Source organism: Paenibacillus sp. ATY16 (assembly GCF_003399985.2).
Taxonomy (GTDB): Bacteria; Bacillota; Bacilli; order Paenibacillales; family Paenibacillaceae; genus Pristimantibacillus; species Pristimantibacillus glycanilyticus.
In genome coordinates this window covers 187,426-207,366 of sequence record NZ_NMOK02000037.1, presented here as the reverse complement: position 1 = coordinate 207,366, position 19,941 = coordinate 187,426, and the positions used below count along the sequence as shown (strand labels likewise).

Here is a 19,941-nt window from a genome sequence, read left to right as displayed (position 1 = left end):
GGCTAAATATCTCCAAAGTCAAAATCGTTAAGTTCATCCAGCCGCTCCTTCTCTTCTTCGTTAAGCGGACGTTGAAGGGCTTCGCCGGTTGGTTCCGCTCCGCTTCCCCACAAATCGCCCAGCAGCTCGGCAATCGCCGCTTTCTCCCTCGGTTCGAAGCCGCCGAATGCGCGCCGCAGAAACACCAGCGAGCGCTTGAACGGCTCTTCCTCCAGCGAATTCACGTATTCATCCAGCTGCCGCCATAAATAGTCTCTCGACAATAACGCGTAACGGTTGCGCATCGACATGCCTTCGAACCAGCCGGAACCAATGTCCGCCGGAATACCCGGCGACAGACGGCGCGACACTTCCCTCGCGCATTCCTCTTCGCCGGCTTCATTCTTCTCGAGCACGATCGCAAAGGCGAACCCGGACAGCTTCGCGTTGCGGTCATCCCGGGCTGCAAGCTCCTTAAGCTTGTTCATCCAAAGCGCCCCGTCCACGAGCTGGTAATGCTCTTCCGCCGCTGCATCCATCGCTTGAATAGCGGTTACCATCGCTGCCGCCGCATCGTCATTGCAGCCGGCGGCATCCTGCAGCATAAGGGCGCCTCGCAGGAACAGCTGCTGCATTATGGGCACCAAAGTCTCCGTCTCGATCCGGCGGATGGAGCCGTACTGCAGCAGCACGGACAGCTCTTGCACCGTTTCGGCTATTTGCTCGAAGCTGCCAGCGTCAACTGCAAGCCGCTGCAAAGCGCCGGTCGCCTGCCCCATCACCTGCGGCAGCCCGCATTCGCAAGATTTGCGGATCAGCTTGGCTGCCTCGGCGATGTTCGTGCAAGCCAGCAGCTCTTCATGAATAACGTAAGCGGCTGCTAGCTCAACCGTTTCTCCTTTTAGGGTAGATTCGACCGTCTCGATCTCGGCTTCCGGCGACCATTGCAGCACCCAATGTTCCGCCCAGGTCGCGTCCGCCTGAGTGACCCTCTGCTTGCGGGCAAACCGGATTCCCAGCACGGCAAGCCTGTGCAGGAAAACAGATCGGTTCAAATCAAGAAAGGCGGATTCCTCGGATTTCACCCGCCTGTTTTCCCTCAGATCCAGTTCCAGGCCGGCGGCAACAAGCGTCTTGTATTTGTCCAGCTTCAGCCGTTTGAGCTCGCGGTTCAAATCATCCTGCACGGGTGTCTGGCTCACGCCTTCCGGCAACCAGCCGATTACCGTTCCGATATCCACTCTCGCAAGCGCTTCTGCGACGGATGACAATTCTCCAAAGCCAAAAAGGACAGTGGCCGCGTCCCGCAAGTCCTTCCAGGTCGGCAGCACGCCGTCATGCATATACGCCAGAGCATCTGCCATTCTCACAGCCTCAATGACCGAAGCCGTCGAACGCCATGTTCCTAGCTCCCGCATTTGCATGGCGACGGAGGACAGATACAAGGCCGGCAATTCCTTCATCTTCCCTTGCTTCATGCATTGCCACAGCAGCGAATAATAGGCAGGAGCCTGATTCCCTGCCCCATAGCCGGAATGCGAGGATAATTTATAGTAGGAATAAGGCATTAACGTCATCTTGGACGGTACGCGAGGCAGCTTTTTGAGCTCGGCATCCGTCATAGCAGGCAAATCCAAAGTGAGGGCTGATGTGTGGTGAGCGCCGCTGACCACTACGATCTTATCCGGCTCATGACCGGCTTTAATCGTATTTAGAATTTTTAGGCGCATGAAGGCTTCCCGAATCTCGTTATAGGCGTAACCTCGCGGTGTCAACTTCCGTTCGTCCCGGTCCGTCAGCTCCCGCATCTCCTCCGCATACGTTCGGATCGCGCATCGGTAGCTGTCCGGCTGCAACCGATGCTCGAAATGCCGCTCCCAATACGCTTCGTAATCCGGTTCGCCGGACAACTCGGCAATTCTGCCATAGAGATCGACAGGAGTCTCGGCTTCCTGAATGCTGCCGTCCGACAGATCCGGTGCCGTATCCCTTCTCGCGTCTGCAAGGGCAAGGGATATCTCCGTCGGCAGATCGATAAATTCCGAATGGCAGTTATGGTTTCTAGCCCACAGCAGAGCCTGATATTCCGGGGAATAGTCGGCGAACGGGTACAGAAGCGTACGAACGGGCAGACGGTCCGTATAGGCAAGCAACGCCACCGGCGGAACTACGCCGCGGGCGGTCAATTGCTCGGCCAGAATACCCGCGTCGCTAGGACCCTCGATTAATACCGCGGTCGGCTTCACCTCCCCGAGCAGGGCGAGGAGATGATAGGAGCCTGCCGGCGACAAGTGCCTGATGCCGAAATAATGCGGTCCGCTCAACCGTTCATCTCCGCGCACGCGGTGTACAGGCTTCGCCATGACGCCCCCCGTTTTTTCATCACGTTATCGAGATATTCCTTCCATACCTGCTGATCCTTCGCGTCATCCTTTACGATTGCCCCTTGCAGCCCGGCTGCGATATCCTCGTCGGTCAGTTCTCCGGTACCGAAGCTTCCGGCAAGCGCCATGCTGCCCGTAAGCAGCGAGATCGCTTCGGCTGTCGAGATTACGCCGCTTGGCGACTTTACCTTCTCTTTGCCGTCAAGCGTCAGGCCGCTGCGGAGCTCGCGGAAAATCGTCACGACTTTGCGAATCGCTTCGTCGTCCGGCTGCGAGGCGCGCAGCTCGTAGTTCGCGGATATTTCGCTTACCCTGCGGCGCACGATATCGATCTCGGTATCCAGGCTTGAAGGTGCCGGCAGCACCAAAATATTGAAGCGCCGCTTCAAGGCAGCCGACATCTCGTTTACGCCCCGGTCTCTTGTATTTGCGGTCGCAATAATGGAGAAGCCGCGTTCAGCGGGCACTTCCCTGCCAAGTTCGGGAATGGCTATTGTCTTCTCCGAGAGGATAGAGATCAAAGCGTCCTGCACTTCGGACGCGCAGCGGGAAATTTCTTCAAAGCGGGCGATTCCTCCGCCTTCCATGGCACGAAGAATCGGGCTGCGGATCAAAGCTTGATCCGACGGACCCTGCGCAAGCAGAAGCGCATAGTTCCAGGAATAACGGACATGCTCCTCGCTTGTGCCCGCAGTTCCCTGCACAACCTTGGACGAGTCTCCGTGGATAGCAGCGGTCAAATTTTCCGACAGCCAGGATTTTGCCGTTCCCGGCTCGCCGATCAAGAGCAGCGCCCGGTCCGTCAAAAGAGTGGCAATCGCCATCTCGACCAGACGTTTATTGCCGATGTATTTCGGAGTAATCGTGGTTTTGCCAGCCTGGCCGCCCGTAATAAAGGTAAGCACCGCTTTGGGAGAAAGCTGCCAGCCAGCAGGCTTTTCGTTATTTTTATCGGCCGCTTTCAGCGCTTCCAGCTCATGCGCATACAGCTGTTCCGCCGGCAATCTTAATACATTTTGTTTTTGATCCATTGCCATACTCCTTTTCCACTCTCCCCTGCCTGATCGCCCGGCATCGCTTCCAACGCCTCAACAATCTCCAGCAATTCATTTTTAACCGATTCGTACGCAAGTGCTTCCGCAAAAGCGCGAAGACGAGGCACATAAGCCTTCGGCATCGAGGCAAACAGCTGCTTCATCCGCCAGTCTATGTAATAGAAGCTGCGGGAGGTTTTGTTCTCAAGCAGCCCCATGAAGAGCTCGGGCGCTTCCTTGAACCCAACGCGGAATAACGTCAGCAGTACATTTTGCGTACGGTAGTCGTTAACTCTTGAGCCGTCCTTCAGCTTCGAAACAAGATAGGACGTCACGTCCCGGTCATTCTGATGCGCAAATGCGCAGACCAGATCCGTCAAGTCCTGACCGGCGAGCGCTTTGACCCAGCGGCGATCCCAAGCCTCTTCCGGAACGGCTTCGGCGCGTTCGTCACTGCCTGCCAGCTGCTCGTGAACGATTTGCTGAATCGCTTGCTGCAGCAGCTTTGCGGACGCTGAACGTCCCTTGATGGCATCCGCATACCGGTCGAAGAGCTCTGCCGGAGATAATTGCCTAAAGGCAGCGCGGAAGCTGTATCCGATAAATTTGCCTTTATAGGCGGAATGCAGACCAATCGCGAACCGGTCGGAGGGCTCCGATTCCAGCGCCAGCAGAAGCTCTGCCGCCGTGTCCTGCACGACGCCCGCGTCGGCGGTCATAAATTCATCGGTTGCCATCAGTCTGCCAAGCATCGGGAAGGCTATCTCGGCGAGTTCATGCGCATGGCTGTTCAAGCAGCGCAGATCGGTATGGAGCTGCTGCAGTGCAGCTTCTCTCGCCTTGCCTTCGCTTGCCGAATAACGGTCCAGCTGTTCTTCCGCGTGCGCGATGATTCGCTTATGAAGCGTAAGCGCCGAACATTTGCGGATCGGGTAAATAACAAGCTCCGCATCCTTCGATGCAACAGCCTCAAACAAGCGGTCCTGGCAAGGAATGGATGCGAGCCGCGCCAGAGCGTAATAAGCCGCTTCGCGCACTTCTTTTCTTTTTTCCCGGCTTTGCTCAAGCAGGAAGCCCTCTTGATCTTCGTAGCCGCTCAGCAGCTCGATAGCCGCAATTTTCAATTCAGGCGCGCCCGATGCGCCGGCTTCTTGTACGAGCTCCAGCGCGGATTCGCCTAGCAGAAGATGAAGCAGCTGAAGACGCCTCGCATCTCCTTTGCCGCCCTGCAGATTTAGCTGGCTCTGAAGCAAAGGGACAGCCGCTTGCCCGAACTCCGGCAGTATTTTCAGCTGAATGAATTCCGGAATTTCGGAATAAACATCGTCCAGCGCGCTGCATAAAGTGGGCAATGCCCGAAGATCGAGGAAGCTCCGGTCTTCGTAAGCTTGTCGGATCTGCTCCAGCCTGCCCGAGCCCTTAGTCGTTAAGGCCTCGAGCAGCGGATGCAATCTCCGGAAGGTCACCTCCGTGGGAAGCGACAGTCCTGCGCTGCTCACTGGCTGCGTCTCTCCCGACACATCGGTTTTGCCCTGCGTATGCAGGACGGCGCTGAGCAGTGTGGCCAGCTCCAGCAGCTTCAAAGCGTTTTCGGCACGAGGAGCTTGAATAAGTCCCTCCGTTGTATCTGCCAACCGTTTGAATACGGGTGCGGCTTCCCCGGCTTTCTGCAAGGAAGGAAGCAGCTTCGATAACCTGATATCCCCCTCGGCCAGGCTGCTGCCGGCAATAAACAATCTTCGCACCTCCACTTGAAGGTCAAGCAACAAATCTACGCTCATGGTAATCACTCCTCTAGTACAACAGCCGAATAATCCGGCTATCCGTGATGATGCTCATCGGCTGCGCCGACAGACGTCCGCTGTCCACGTCATGTTGGAACATGACCAGCGCAGCTTGGTCCCGCAGCTCCTCTTCTTGCAATAACGGCACAATCGTCTCGAGTCGCGCAGGCGTAGCGATCATTTCCGAGGTCATCGGAATCGGCTTGCCTTGCTTATCCCGGAACAAGTAACCTTCTCCGGACTTCTCGATGGTATGGTAGGCGATTAGCACAACCGGATTGCGGTTAGCGAGAGGATTCTTAATGATGTTCTTCACTTGTTTAATCACCTCAGGGAATGAACCGTTCGCCGCTTCCTTTACCGCCATGTAGTCCTGAACGGCAGCCTCGCGGAACAGTCCCTTATCCCACCTTACGCGGGCATTGATCTCGCCCGGATACTGGTACAGCTCATCCGTTTGCACAACGGCGTGCACGGTATCTTCTTCTTTAAGCTGCTTGGCCGCCCGGAACGGGCGGAGATTTCGGGTGGCATGAACCGTCCCTTCCTGCAGGTCTGCCCACCATCCGGCATCCACGTACTCTCCTCTTGCCTGATCGGTATACGACAAAAAGGAAAGCTGCAGCAGCTCGGATGCTTGCCGCACGCGGCCATACTCTTTCAGTTCGGCTAACTGCCAAGCGTGGCCAAGCTGTTCCTCAAGCGTTGATTCCGTGTCTAACGGCATATCCGGTTCCGCTAAACGCCGCTCCAGATAAGCTTTTCCCTTCTTCGCCAACGAATGGATACGGATCAGCTGCTCGATCGCCTTGGAATAAACCGCTTCACGGTTCGATTCCTCGTCAAATAGCAGGATGAGCTCCCTCAATTCCGCCTGAACGCCGGGAATATAATAATTGCCCAGTTCCTTCGCTTGATCCTCGAGGAGCTGGATATTCTTCTTGCTCAAGCTGCCGAGTCCGCCTTGAACGGTTTGCAGCACCATTTTCTCCAATAGCTGAAGGCCTTCCAGCTGTGCATTAATTTTTTTGGCCAGCGCCGACTTGTTTACCTTGCGTTTGGCTGGTGCCGCACCGCTTGCCACTGCTGCTTCGGTTTCTTTCTTCTTCTCTTCCCGCTTTTCCGCTTTGCCCCGTTTCTCCGCGATATCCGGAGGCAGCTCTGCTTGTTCAAACGGCTTACCAAGCGCATAGGCATACATTAAACCAAGCGTATGCTTGCAGGGGAACTGCCGGCTTGGACAAGAGCAGCGCGACACCGGACTATCCGCCTGAACAAAATCAACCGAGCAGCGGTACGGTTCCTTACCGCTTCCTTTGCATTCGCCAAACAGCAGGGTCCCGTCTTCCGTTCTGCGGAGCACCGGGAAGCTGTTCTTTTTGACCAGATCCCGGCCGTTCTTCATCGCTCCCGCATTGGGAGCCAAGCTATCCACATAAGCTTCCGTTAATGACGTCATAATCTACCTCTCAGACTTTAAAGAATGCTATTAACTTCGACAAAATGGGCTCCATTTCCTGTTTGAGGAAACCACCAACTAATGTATGAGCCTATGATTTCAATTATGATAGAGCATTCTCCGCTCGAAAAGAAAAGGAGGCATCGATATGCCTCCCGATCTCTCACTGTTTCACAAAACCTTCTCCAGCCCATGTATAGGTGTTTTTCACGTGTTGCCCCGTAGAATTATCATAGTAATCGGTTTGGAACGAAGAATCGCCAATCCTCTTCAAATGGGTGGAATACATGGAGTCATCCGCACTAATAAACATGCCATCCCTTCCTCCCGCGTCTAATTCCTTAAATTCGTTGCTGCCAGTCAGAGTAAATAGCTTGTAGTAATTCCCGTTGCTTGTTCCATACTGCCCTATCGTAAAATCAGGGTTTCCATCCCCGTTATAATCATCGAAAGATAGATCAAATGTAGAGTTGAACAGCAGCGGATCCGTATAGAAGTCATTTAAAGAAACGCGGTTCAGCTCATTGCCGATGTCATCCCGCAACACGAGATGAAATTCTCCGCTCCTATTCGGTCCCATGAACGGTCCCGGAGACCAATCTTCGGAATATGTCCCGTTAACCAGCTCGATATCGATGTAATAAGGCTTGAGCATAATCGTATACATATCGTTTCTGGATAGCGTCATCGTTCCGGATACCGTTACGGACGAAGCGTCGGCCTCTGCTTTCTCCGCGCGCAGATTGCCGAAGCTGGACTCATTGTCAACTTCAATCCGGTTCCCCAATAGGGATGCGCGGCCAAACACGGCAGCCGACTCCGTCCGAAGCATAAATCTCCATTGCCTGCCCGAAAGATCCGGGTAGGTCAGCAAGGACTCCATATGATCTTGTTTGTACCTTTCCTTTAAGCTGTGTTCCAGGCTTATCTTGGAATAGGTCAACATTCCGATATAGACGATGGATGTCAGAACGCCCGCAAGCACTAAATACCTGCCCTTCCGGAACCATAGCCCGATCATCACGGATAGCAGCATCGGGAATAAAACAAACTGATCATCCCGATCGATAATGCTGAATTCGTATTCATGTTCAATGAGCGGATAAAACAAAGCTACCCCGTTGCCGATATAATCGATCAGCAAATGAGTTCCGGCACTAATCATAAACGTCAGCCACATCCGCGAGAACGGAAATTCCTTTTGAAACTTGGAAAAAAAGTAAGCCATGATCCAACCGATGAGCGGGATCAGAAAGACGGAGTGAAAGAACAAATCGCCAAAAAACTTCGTGAAATCAGGCGCCAGTGCGGCAATCGCACCGAACAGGAGCAATAGGGAACGCCTGCCAATGGAATCCGTGAATGCTCTGCCGAACAAATACGAGGTACTGGCACCTGCTGCGGCATGAATGAACGTATGTAAGATTAGATCCAAAATACTCCCCCATTATCCGAATGTCTTCCTAAATATGTAAACGAATGAATGGGAGCTATTGTTGCAACGATGCAAAGTTTCTAAGGATCTTCTCCATCTCCATTTTTAACTGCCCGAATTGTCGCAGACGGTTACCGTTCGCGCCGGATGGGTGAGGAAATCCCCATAAGATTTGTTCCTCGCTGATCTTTTTTTCGCTAAGCAACCGCATGAATACCGTTTCCACCGCTTTTCCTAACGGAATAATAAGCGGAGTATGGCACAAGGCGTGAAGCTCGCTGTTCATTAGTTGATAGGCATAGTTATATAGCAAGGCGTTTTTGGAAAGCTCGGGGTTATGACCGCTGTAATTTTTCTTGTTCACAAAGACGGGATAACGAAGCAAGGAAGTTGTTTGAAGCAGCGGGGAACCGTCTTCAAACAATGCTTTGCTGTCCGAAAGACCAAAGTACGCGTGCAAATTCAATTCATTCAGCATGCGGATCAGGTTGCTTCGCATGGACCCGGCAAATCGTGCAGCCATTTTTGCTTCTTTGCATATTTCTTGCGCGGATTTGTTCTCGAGCATAGCCAGCTTCGCTGTTCGTATAGCGATCTCCATTTGATTCCAGCCTGGAGTGAGACCAACGATCATGATTTGGGCTGTGGGATTGCTGTAATCGTTGTGCGGAGCATAATACATCTCTATTAGCCCTTCCCGTAACACGTTTAATTCCGGAACCAGCAAGTCATCCGGCGAGTATCGGGCCTTGAGCGGCAATCCGCGAATAAAAGCTTCGTACTTTTCAAAATTCGAATTGATAAGCATGCTTCCATATCACCTTCCTCTCTTTGGAGTCACCCGCTTCTCTTATCATGATCTTGCGTAGAAGATTGAATTTTATTCGAATCGTAAAATGCCATTCACAAAATAACGCCAATCTCCTGCCCTCATGGCTTGGAGATTGGCGTTTGTATTTTAACTTTTCTATCTTAAATGATTTCTTTTCTTTTGGACAAATGAATATAAAGGATAATTCCGGTAATTGCGCATAATGCCGCGCATAAGCCAATGAAGCCGTAACCGGCTTGAAGGCCGCGAAGCAAGCTTTTTGGCGAATTTTCGCCGACTATATGCTTGACAAGCTCCGTAACTCCGCCAATCAGATAATTGCCGATTACGCTGCCTAAGCCCATCATGGTGACGGTAAAGGTGATCGCCGTATCGCTGCCTTTCGGATAGCGCTTTGCGATAAACGCCATTACGGTCGGATAGATCATCGCAATGCCGATGCCGGAAGCGGCAAACAGAAAAGCAACGCTCTCGCCGCCTGCTATTGCTGCAAAGGTGCATAATGCCGAGAACCCGGAGAAGATGATGAGAGATAGGACGAAGCCTATCCGGTCCGTCAGCGGACCAAGCAGCAGCCTGGCCAGCGCAAAGCATAAGAAGAAAATAGACAACATGCCGGAAGCATTTACGGTATCCCAGTTATATGCCTTCTCCAGGAAGTTAACAAGCCAGCCGCCAACGGCAAGCTCCGAAACAACGCCAAACGTCAGGACAAGCACCATTAGCCATAGTACCCGGTCTCTCAGCAAGGTCTTTAGAGGAACGCGGTCCTCATGCGAGATATCATCCCCCGGGAACGTACTGAACATGGCGATAAGAATCGGGATCACCGACAACATTAGCATCACCAGGTACATCCCGCGCCAGTCCAGCGTATGCCCGGCAATCGTCACTTTCATCAGGCCGGTTGCGATAAGCGGCGCAACCGTAGAGCTTAAGCCGTAGAAGCCATGCGTCATGTTCATCATGGTGCCGGTATTTCTTACGAAAATCCGGGCACTTAGAATAGCAAGGCCAATCTCCAGCATCCCGTTGCCGATATACATAAGGAAATACGAAGCCGAGAACATCGAGTAATGATGGGAGAAGAAGATAAGAATGCCGGAAAAGGCCATTGAGGCGAATGCGGCAACGGTTACCCATTTGATTCCCCATATTTTCGTCAAATAGGCGGTAAACGAACAGGCTATCAAATAACCCAAAGCGTTTAAGGATAATAAGGTTCCAAGCTGGGACTCATTCAGCATAAAGTCGAATTGAATGCGCGGTATAGCCGGACCCTTAATATTTTCCGAAAACCCGAAAATAATGAATCCGATAAATATGGTTGCCAGCTGCATGGCGTAAATCTTGTTGAACTTGCCTATACTTTTTTCCACTCTTCGCGTGCTCCTAATCTGTTATCTTTTCTCCGTGATCTGCAGCCGGTAGGTAAGGCTTTCCAGCGTAGCCGTAACAAGTCCCGTCATGTACTCCCGATGCGTGTTGTTCTGCATAATCAGCTGCGGCATATGCTCCTGAGGAATATCCTTCAAACAACCCTCCTGCAGATCGTTCAGCTGCGACTCGCGCGGCAGCTCGCCCGTTATCGCGATGGTTACCGGATTAATGATGGCAATTATCGAGGTTAGCGTCATAACCGCCAGCCGGATAAAGCCTTCCTCCGTATGCAGCTGCCTCAGCTGCTCCTCTCGCGCGATGCCGAATGGCAGGAACGATACCTCGCCGCCAAATGTCGTATTGCCCGACAAAATCCGGCCGTCCACGATAAAGCCGGCTCCCGGAAAATGATTCTTCGGAAAAGTCACCACGGCAAACGTCTTGTCTTCTTCAAAATTTTGAAGATGGTAAAAGCCGTAGACCGTCATGTTCATGTCATTCTCGATCGTAATCGGGATCCCGTACTTGTCTTCCAGATAAGGTCCCACAGGCTGTCCGGCAAGTGCAGGCACATCGCATACGCCTATCACTCCCCGGTGAACAACGCCGGGTATACCGATACCGATGGCCTGCACATTCTCATTGTCGTTGATTAGGCCTTCAATTAACCGATCAATAACATCCGTGTCTATGCGCGGCAGACCCAATGTCGTCTCGCTGATTGTCTCGCCAAGTAAATTTATTATGCTGTAGCTGATGGAATGAATGCCGCCTTCCGTCCTGACAAGCAGACAAATGACGCAGCCAAAATTGGCGTTGTATCTGTATTGTTTGGCAGGTCTCCCGCCATTTGCCCCATCCGGCTCAAGTTCAATGATCTCGCCGATGACAAGCAGCTCATTCAGAATCGTCCCGCAGGTAGCCACGCTAAGCTTGGTTAGTCCGGCAATCGATGCTTTTGTCGCAATCCCTTGCGCCTTCAAAGCATTTTTGACCAGTTCCACGTTCATCTTTTTCACTTGGATCGTATTATGCGTGTGAGATGACATGCTCCCACTCCTTTTAGCAAAAACTTTTTAAAACAGTTTTAATAAGTGGAGTATAAAGTCCTCTGACGCATAAGTCAACAGGGAATATAAGAAGACAAAATAAAAAACCGCGTACCATATACGCGGTTTTTCGTATCTTATTCGGTTCCGATCGTTACTCCCAGCTCTTTCAATCTGCGCCGATAAGCGATGGCGACGCGGTCGCATTTGAGATGCAGCTCCGCCTGCAGATCGAGCGGCAGCAGCTCCGGCTTTTGCTCCTCGACAATTCGTTTGTCCTGCTCGAGCAGCGTATTCTGGAAATCGATAAATACCTGATCCGGAACGTCCGGCGCATAGTTGCGGAGCTGCAGCATAAACGCCGTACAAGTCGTTTCAGTCTCCGGCAGTACGATCAGGAACAGATGAAAGATCTCATCAGAGCCTTCGCTGCCCTTCACCAGCTTGACGCAGCATGGCGTATAGATCTCATAGATATACCGATTGTCGACGCCAATCCCGCGTCCATCCGGGTCGGGCTGGTAGACGACAATCTCATCCGTCACTAGCGCTCCATCCACTTGATGTACGTTATAGTCATTAATCTCGGCAAATTCGCTGTCGCCAAGCAGCCCTTCATGCACAAACATCAGATGCGAGACATCCAGGAAATTCTCGATGACACGCGGGGCGGATGCTTGAACCGGATAAGGTCCCATCCAGATCGGCAGAAGCCCCTCCTCTATTTTCCCTTCAAGCGGCGGGTAATCGTCTCTTGGCTCTCCTAGGCAGACCCAGACAAAACCGTACCGTTCCTGGCATAAATAAGTTTGCGTTTTCGCTTTGAGCGGGATCGCCTGCGATTTAGGCAGGGCCGGGATGCAGACGCATCGCCCTTCGCCATCATACCGCCACCCATGGTAAGCGCAGACGATCTCGTCATTATCCACGCGGCCAAGCGACAGCGGGACACCGCGGTGAATACAAAGGTCCTTCATGGCTTTAACGCCTTGCTTCGTGCGGAAAATGACAACCTTCTCTCCCAGAACGATGACCTGCTTGGGAGTGTCGCTGACATCGGCGGCAATCGCTACAGGATGCCATTCATGCTCGAGTACGGGATCTTTTCTAATCATGCCGGCCACTTCCCTTTCTGTCTTGGACTATTGCGGTATGGTCCCTTCAATGCCTTTGACGAACCAGTTCATGTTCAAAATCTCGTCTACGGTCATCTCTTTGCCTTGCGGCACTTTCTCCGTTCCGCTCTGATCGGCGATAGGTCCGTTAAATACGTCGAAGCTTCCTTCCAGAATCTCTTTCTTCTTCGCTTCGACCAGATCTTTGACATCCTGCGGCACGTTCTTGCCGAACGGCGCGATATCCGTAATGCCGTCCTTCATGGAACCGAAATAGCTTTCGGACTTCCAAGTGCCATCCATAATGGCTTTTACCGTCTGCACGTAATAAGGCCCCCAGTTCCATTTCGGATTGGATATATAATAATCCGGCGCGTATTTGCTCATATCCGAGTCATTGCCGATTCCCCATACCCCGCGTTCGGCAGCAGCTTGAATGCTTGCCGGCGAATCCTGATAAGCGGCCAAGACGTCTACGCCTTTGTCGAGCAAGCTTGTTGCCGCCTGACGCTCGGCTGTTGGATCAAACCACGTATTGCTCCACACGACGTCTACCTTCGCTTCCGGGTTAACGCTTTGTACGCCTAGCGCAAACGCGTTGATCGTATAGATGACCTCCGGAATCGGGTAAGCCCCGACATAGCCGAGATGATTGTTTTTCGTCATTTTGCCTGCCGCCATCCCAACGAGATAAGCGCTTTGGTATTCCTTGCCCAGGTAGGTGCCAAGATTGTCGGCTGTTTTGTAGCCGCTTGCGTGAAGAAACTTCACATCGGGATGCTTCTTCGCTACGGCAACCATCGCATCCATGTAGCCAAAGCTTGTGCCAAAAATAATATCGTTCTTCTCGGCAAGCTCTTCGAATACGCGCTCCGCATCTGCCCCTTCCGGTACATTCTCGACCGTCGTTGCGGTAATGCCAAGCTCTTTCTCCATCATCTTGCGGCCTTGATCATGCTCGTAAGTCCAGCCCCCGTCTCCCGGAACGCCAAGGTAGACAAAAGCGACTCTAGGCTTAGTCTGATCACCGCTTGCAGCACCTGCGTCCGTTGAATTCGTCTTTGTTTCCTTCGAGCAAGCAGCCGTAAAGACAAGCAATGCTGCCGCTGCCACCATAATGAGCTTCTTCATGCCAAGACCCTCCCCCAATTTGCCGAACGAATGCAACCTAATTTCGGAAAGCTTAGAGGTAATATAGGTCATCGTTATATTCACGTCAATATTACTTACATCAAATATAGATGAGATGCTAAAAGAGGTTCGTTAAATTGTGCTTGGTGCACATTCCCATAAAATCCACGTCAGGTTATGTACGATAACTCTCTTGGTTTGCATAAAAAAACTCCTTATGGCACGAGGAGTTCCCCTAACAATAAATCCGGAGAGATTTGCATGAGATGATGCTCCAAATGCTCTAGGTAATCTTTTATCAGCCATTCCAGCGTATGCGTCTCGCCGTTAGGCAGTTGGATATGGCATGTAGTTAACGTATCAACGGGTACTGCCGAAATCACTCTCACCATCGATCTGTTCAGGCTTTCCCACAAGGCAATAATTTCTTCTGCCGGCGCTGATGCATATTGCTGCGCTTCAACCCATTTGTCCTGGTTATATGGAGTAATAACGTATAGTCCTTCGGCAGTTGGAGCCTCAACGATCCTTCTACAGTTGTTGATCGCCGAATCGCACAGATGTCCTAGAATTTGCAGACTGGACCATTTGCCAAGGGCTCGCGGCGCTGCCATTCTCTCCTCGGACCATGCTCTTAATTGCAAGGGTATCGATTCCACGTATCTCCCAAGTTGCGCGACGGTTTTCGTTATCATCTATATCGCCCCTTTTTCCGTAGTTGCTCCATTATATCAACTATCGCTCAAGAGCATTATGGAGAGTATTCGATGGTCAACTTCAAGAATTTTGATAATAAAAAAAACCTCCCGAAGGAATGTCGCCATTCCACCAAGAGGTTTTACGCTATACGCTATACCTTACAAGCCCAGTCCTTCAAACGAAGTGACGTCTTTACCATCCACGTCAACGTGTAGGGTATCGCCGGCTTGCGGAATCAAAGCCCAGATATTCGGCAGATAACGGGGAATATTATTGCGGGAAGAAGGAATCGTAATGTTATCGCCGTTAAAATACATCGAAGAGGAAGAACCGCCATCCATGCACATGGCATTTACCGCTCCACGCTCGTAGAGCAAATCCTGTACTTCTTTGATGCTAGCGCCAACGGAACGGGTTTGACGGCCGTCAATCACGACAAAGATGATGCTGCCATCGGCTTTTTGTCCAATTGCCGTACGCGGCCCCCAGCCCCAACCGCCGTCGCCTTCAACCATTTTTTGGCCGTTTACGATAAGCTGCGGCTTGAAGCCTGCTGCATATTGTACCCCTAGGTTAACCAGCTCATTCGCGCTGTACTTGCCCGTAATCATGACGCCGTCTTTCGTTATGCCGGCAACAAATTCTTTTGTATTCTTATTCTGGCTTTTAATAACGCCGTCTTCAATAACGACACCGGTAGAAGCTCCGCCGTTGCCATGCCCATCCAAATCGACAAAGCCACTCGCGTTAATGGCGGCAAGGGCTTTGGCCCGCTTCGCGATAACAAAGATTTGTTCGCCATGGTCACTTAGCTTCGAGCTAACGAGCTTTACCCGATTCGGATTGGAGATCGTAATGACTTTCCCTTTGTAATAATGCGTGGGATTAGTGTAACTCTCAATCGACTCCACATGCACATACAAATCCTTATCCGACTTAACGTTCACCATGCCGCCTAAATTGCCTGAACCCGATGCGCTGTTCACATAATTCGGATTATTTATATTTTCCAGCATTGCGTCCAAGTCACTTTGGGGTAAAAAAGTGTACTTCGCCCACTGCCGGTGTTGTGACGATAAGATGGTCTCTGCCGCCATCGCCCGAAGACGATATCCGGAATCTGTAAAGAACATAAAGATACCCGAGATAATCGCCCAAACGAGAATAAAGACACCTACAATACCAAAAAATTTCTTCACAAGTTCCATCCTTTCTTTGCGGACTTCACCCTTTCGATGATAGCCCATTATAAATGCAACAGCTGCGTAAATACTAGAAGTAAATATTATCAGTACAACCATGACGATGACATCCACATCTATCAGACGTAACAAATCGATAAATAAGTGCAGTTTTTTGCAATTTTTTTGTTGTAAATTTTCCCATAAAAAAAGCAGCCTCGCGTTTCGAGACTGCTTAGCGTAATCATTCACCTTAATCTATTAGTCATGCTCCTCCAGCCAAACATCTTTGAAGTCAATCCAACCCAATGGGTTCAAATTGACCCCTCGTACCGAAGGATGCAAATACGTGCTTAATCGTCTGTGGTGCAGGAAGGATACCACCGCTTCCTCACGGAGTCGCTCTTCTATTTCTTTGAGCATCCGGCGGCGTTCATTCATGGAATCGACTGCTATGGCCATATCGATCCGGCCGATTATCCACTCTGTCCTCTCTGAGTCAAAAAAGTTCTTCATCACGCAATCGCGATGCTCGTAAGCCTCGATTTCGCAAACTTCATCCTCCGGAAATACGAGTCCGGAAATGCAGAAGTCTGCTTGCATTAAACAATCGTAAGGCAGCTTCTCCATCTGAATTCCCCAATCGGCCAAACGGTTCATCACCCAAGCGCCGTCCTCCTCGTACTTCGGATGAAAAGCAAAGCGTAAACGGTCTCCGCCGTAACCCGATTCACGCAAAAGAGTGCGAATCCGCTCAGGCTGGATTGGCTCAAGCTCCTGCGAATCATTCTGCTGCGGCCTAAATCCAAACGCGGGGATCGCCCTTTCGCCGCCAAGCTGGTCGATCATCTCCTGCGGGTGTAATATCAGGCGTACAGCCTGGCGGAAGGACTCGGACTGCTGCGGCCCTTGGGCAGCAACGTTCCAATTCAGAAGAACGCAGCCCTGGCAGATCTTCTCGATCTCCTGCCACTCTTCCTGCGTGCTTGCCCGGTCCATCCTCATCGTATCCAGACTATGATGCACCTTCGCAAGCTTATCGAGCTCTTGGCTGCAGTCCTCCGGCATGATAACGACTTCCACTTCATCCAGATAAGGTCTGCCTTGAAAGTAAGCATCATAAGCATTCAGCCTAATTCGACCGTTCATCCACTTCGCAAGCTGGAACGGCCCCGTCCCAACCGGTTGATGCCAAAACTTTTCCTCATCCATGCCCGCAAATTCGAACGGAAGAATACCTGCGGCTGCCGAACACATAAATCGGTCGAAGATCCGGTTCACCCGGTTCAGCTTAATCCGCAACACGCGAGAACCAATTGTCTCTATGCTTTTAACCTCACGCAACAGCCAGCTGTTCGCCGTTTCTCCCTGAAGTCGCTGGAAAGTAAACTGTACGTCCCTGGAGGTAAGCTCCTGGCCGTTATGGAACCTGACGCCTTTACGGAGATAAAACGTCCACTCCGTGGCATCCGGATTTGAACTCCACGAATGGGCAAGCATCGGTACAATCTTCTCCAATTGCTCGTCAAACCTTAACAGCCGGTCAAAAATCTGGCGAATCAGGTGGGAATCAAAGGAATAAAGCAGATCGGCCGGATCAAGCGTCACGGGTGCTTTTAATACGGGGAAGATTAGTGAATCCCGACATTGCTCCCCTTCACCGGTCTCTTCTTTTTTGTAGCCAAACTGATTGTCTAGCCATTCCAAAAACTTGTTTCGGGCATTCGTACCGTTGCCGTATTGTGTAATTAGATCGAAAGCCCGCTTGTAATCTCCTTGTTCCGCTATATGGGTGGCAAACTCCAATAAATAAGGTTCTTTGGCGGCATGAAATGCGATTCTGGACCGGTGGCCTCTGCCGACTCCCGGAAGCCACTCAATCAGCTGTTCGCTTTGCAGCTTTTTCAGAATAAGCTTTGCATTGCGCGGCGTGCAGTATAACAATTCGGATAATTCCTCAAGAGTAACCTCGATAGGCCCCGCTCCGCCTCCAAAGCGTTCATATAACGTAAGATATCTCTCATCCAGCAACATGTCTGCATTCCCCCCTAGCTTTTATCCGGGATAAGAAGTTGGGGCAAGTATACACTTCCTCCATGCGTTTGGGTAGCATGAAAATTACACCTCTTACAGAGCTGTAACAGAAAAAAGCCGCTGATCGGCGGCTTCCTTTCCGTTTTTGAGCAAGCATTTAATACAATCTAGAATGGTCCCCGCAGCGACAGCTAAAAGATCTTACCTATGAATGAACCAGGAGACTAGAAAAAGTATGGCGCCTAAAATAATTACCGTGTAGAAAAAATAGGAGAACCACCGCAATGCCTTTGGCATACTATTTAAATCCGCCCGTTGGCTCGGAACCCCCATAATCTTCTGATAATGATCCGTAGCTTCGTTAAAAGATACAACGGTTGATGAAGAAGTCGTTGATTCCTCCTTCTTCGATTCTTCCTTCTCCTTCACGTTTAATCCCCTCCTTCATTAGTGGACGGCAAGAGATCTTGAGGCTGCACTTGCTCGGTCTTGCTTAGCTTCATCCTATGCTGACCGGAATCATATTCGTAATGCCACACCTCGATAAAAGCCTGCCCTCCGCCTTCGCCTCCAGTAATGATAAGCTCATTATTATCGGATAACTGCAGCGGATAATGCGGATGCTGGAAGAAGCTGTTCGTGAACTGTCCCGCTTCATCTTCGAAGGTAACGGAAAAAACCTGCCCGTCCTTCACTCCAAAAAGGTAAGCTTCAAGCGCATGGCAATCCGTATAACGCGGATAGTACGTGAAAAAATCGGTATCTCCGATTGTGAGCATTTGCAGATTAATCGTTTCGTCGGTTGGCTCAATAATCTCCAGGTCTTCAGGAAAAGACAATACGTTCACGGGAGTCCCCCCGGCCGCAGGTTCCCAAATTGCCTCATAATCCCCCGTCCAGCTTAGATCGGTTTCGAGCCCGTAGCAGCTAGGAGCACCTAACGCAGTTACCGTCGCTTGACTCTTTGGTTGAATTACTAGTGTGCCTGTCTGGTGAGAAGCCACTGCTCTAACCGAGAGATCTTTCGTGACCGTTTCCGTATTTTCCGGGTTGTCTGATTCTACTGACCCTACAGCTGCATCGGGTGACGGAGTGATTTGCGGGATTACCGTTTTCTCCGTCTGAACGGAGCATGCCGTAAGCCATACGGCTAGCCCAACCAATATACTCATTTTAAGCTTCATCAACGTTCCTCCGGCTTTCTCTCTTCACATTATATTCGGCAATCCGCAAGCAACTCCCTTTAATTTCCACGTTATTAATTCTCTAATAATCGATTGTAAGCGGACATGTTAGATCTCTGTCGAATATTCTTCTACCGGCCAGGCTTAAAGTATAAAAAGAGCTAACGAAACTACGTATCGCTATTTGCCCGAAATTCGCGATGAGGGATTTCTAACGAAACCTGATATCTCTATTTAGCGAATAAGAGCTCTGATGCCAGAAAATGGGCAAATAACGATATGACGTTTCATTCGATTCCAGAGGCGTCCGTATTTGGGCAAATAAGGATATCCAATTTCGTTAGAGATCATAACGCCGCTAATTGGATGACTTTCCAAACTCAAACTACCTGTTAGGTTTCTTCATTGTTCGTACCGGTCTCCGCCCTCTTCGTTATCCGATAACGGCTTGGCGACACGCCATTATGCTGCTTGAACATTTTGCTGAAATGATATTCCTCGTAATACCCGCACAGCTTGGCCACTTGATTGACGGGATAATCGGTAAAGACGAGATAACCGCATGCCTGACGGTTGCGTATATGATCCAAATATTGTTTGGGTCCCATACCCGTATGCTTCAGGAACATCTTGCGAAGATACGAAGGAGAAATGCTGTGCGTGTGGGCCAATTGTTCAATTCGCAAATTTTCTTTGTAGCTGCTCTCCAAGGTTTGTTTAATCTTCTCATACGAAGCAAATACGCCCGACTCGTCGATATTCCAATCCGGCGCCTTGCTGTGCTGCAATTTGTTCAGTAACAGAAGCAGCCGAGATTCAGGAACGCTAGAGCCGTCTGTTACTCGGGCAGTCCAGCTCCGATTGATTTCACGGAAACACGCGCCAAGCTCTTCGGCCTGCGGATCTCCGTATCGGCTTAGAAAAGGGAGGCTCAGTTTGCCAACCGGCATCGCATTCTTCCATACCGCCTCGTAGACAAGCTCCGCGCAATCGAACAACACCATGGTCATACGAAGCGGCGCTTCCGGATCCGAACGCATGGACATCTCCAGTCCCGGTCTTAAATACGCCAGCATGCCTGCCTCCACCTGATGCTCGATGTTCGTCAGGAAGGTCCCTCTCCCCTCATGAATCCAATAGAAGCTATGGACATTCACAAGGTTGCGAATATCCTTCCAGCCGGGATACGTTGATTTATCGAGAATAAGATGAATATGGACAACAAGATGTTTGGTAGCTTGGCTAAGGTCTGCCATTATGC

General features: G+C 50.9%; 16 protein-coding genes. All 16 read right to left on the bottom strand.

Going from position 1 to position 19,941, the window contains the following annotated elements; all coding sequences use genetic code 11:
* Positions 1-2 precede the first annotated feature (2 nt).
* The 16 genes from CFI03_RS21230 to CFI03_RS21155 all read right to left on the bottom strand — a co-directional run bounded on the left by CFI03_RS21230 (position 3) and on the right by CFI03_RS21155 (position 19,936).
* Positions 3-2,342, bottom strand: a complete 2,340-nt coding sequence (locus CFI03_RS21230) for a DUF5682 family protein (RefSeq protein WP_248759355.1) — start codon at positions 2,340-2,342, stop codon at positions 3-5.
* Entirely contained in the window at positions 2,300-3,394 is a 1,095-nt protein-coding gene (locus tag CFI03_RS21225) for an ATP-binding protein (protein ID WP_248759353.1), read from the bottom strand. The genes CFI03_RS21230 and CFI03_RS21225 overlap by 43 nt, the downstream gene beginning before the upstream one ends.
* On the bottom strand, positions 3,370-5,178 hold the full coding sequence (locus tag CFI03_RS21220; RefSeq protein WP_248759351.1) for a hypothetical protein: 1,809 nt from the start codon (positions 5,176-5,178) through the stop codon (positions 3,370-3,372). The genes CFI03_RS21225 and CFI03_RS21220 overlap by 25 nt, the downstream gene beginning before the upstream one ends.
* A 13-nt stretch (positions 5,179-5,191) precedes the next feature.
* Positions 5,192-6,640 carry an SWIM zinc finger family protein gene (locus tag CFI03_RS21215; protein WP_248759349.1) on the bottom strand — a complete coding sequence of 483 codons (1,449 nt, stop codon included), beginning with the start codon at positions 6,638-6,640 and terminating at the stop codon, positions 5,192-5,194.
* Positions 6,641-6,803: 163 nt separating this feature from the next.
* On the bottom strand, positions 6,804-8,075 hold the full coding sequence (locus CFI03_RS21210) for a metal-dependent hydrolase (RefSeq protein WP_248759347.1): 1,272 nt from the start codon (positions 8,073-8,075) through the stop codon (positions 6,804-6,806).
* Between the two features lie 55 nt (positions 8,076-8,130).
* On the bottom strand, positions 8,131-8,883 hold the full coding sequence (locus CFI03_RS21205) for a hypothetical protein (protein WP_248759345.1): 753 nt from the start codon (positions 8,881-8,883) through the stop codon (positions 8,131-8,133).
* 164 nt (positions 8,884-9,047) lie between these two features.
* Positions 9,048-10,247, bottom strand: coding sequence for an MFS transporter (locus CFI03_RS21200; protein WP_248760098.1), 1,200 nt, complete (start codon positions 10,245-10,247; stop codon positions 9,048-9,050).
* Positions 10,248-10,307: 60 nt separating this feature from the next.
* Positions 10,308-11,336, bottom strand: a complete 1,029-nt coding sequence (locus CFI03_RS21195; RefSeq protein ID WP_248759343.1) for an ROK family protein — start codon at positions 11,334-11,336, stop codon at positions 10,308-10,310.
* A 137-nt stretch (positions 11,337-11,473) separates the two neighbouring features.
* A complete protein-coding gene (locus CFI03_RS21190) occupies positions 11,474-12,451 on the bottom strand; it encodes an aromatic ring-hydroxylating dioxygenase subunit alpha (RefSeq protein ID WP_248759342.1) in 978 nt (325 codons plus the stop codon).
* Between the two features lie 27 nt (positions 12,452-12,478).
* The gene (locus CFI03_RS21185; protein WP_248759337.1) at positions 12,479-13,582 is read right to left on the bottom strand and encodes a BMP family ABC transporter substrate-binding protein; all 1,104 of its coding nucleotides are present in this window, start codon (positions 13,580-13,582) and stop codon (positions 12,479-12,481) included.
* Positions 13,583-13,797: 215 nt separating this feature from the next.
* Entirely contained in the window at positions 13,798-14,277 is a 480-nt protein-coding gene (locus CFI03_RS21180; protein ID WP_248759335.1) for a DinB family protein, read from the bottom strand.
* Positions 14,278-14,439: 162 nt separating this feature from the next.
* Complete coding sequence (locus tag CFI03_RS21175) at positions 14,440-15,480, bottom strand: phosphodiester glycosidase family protein (protein WP_248759334.1); 1,041 nt, start codon at positions 15,478-15,480, stop codon at positions 14,440-14,442.
* Positions 15,481-15,723: 243 nt separating this feature from the next.
* Positions 15,724-17,496, bottom strand: coding sequence for an SgrR family transcriptional regulator (locus CFI03_RS21170; RefSeq protein WP_248759333.1), 1,773 nt, complete (start codon positions 17,494-17,496; stop codon positions 15,724-15,726).
* A gap of 201 nt (positions 17,497-17,697) precedes the next feature.
* Positions 17,698-17,925 (bottom strand): hypothetical protein, encoded by a 228-nt coding sequence (locus CFI03_RS21165; RefSeq protein ID WP_248759332.1) that lies wholly within the window; start codon positions 17,923-17,925, stop codon positions 17,698-17,700.
* Between the two features lie 2 nt (positions 17,926-17,927).
* On the bottom strand, positions 17,928-18,680 hold the full coding sequence (locus CFI03_RS21160) for a hypothetical protein (RefSeq protein WP_248759331.1): 753 nt from the start codon (positions 18,678-18,680) through the stop codon (positions 17,928-17,930).
* A gap of 392 nt (positions 18,681-19,072) precedes the next feature.
* Entirely contained in the window at positions 19,073-19,936 is an 864-nt protein-coding gene (locus CFI03_RS21155) for a helix-turn-helix transcriptional regulator (RefSeq protein WP_248759329.1), read from the bottom strand.
* Positions 19,937-19,941 lie beyond the last annotated feature (5 nt).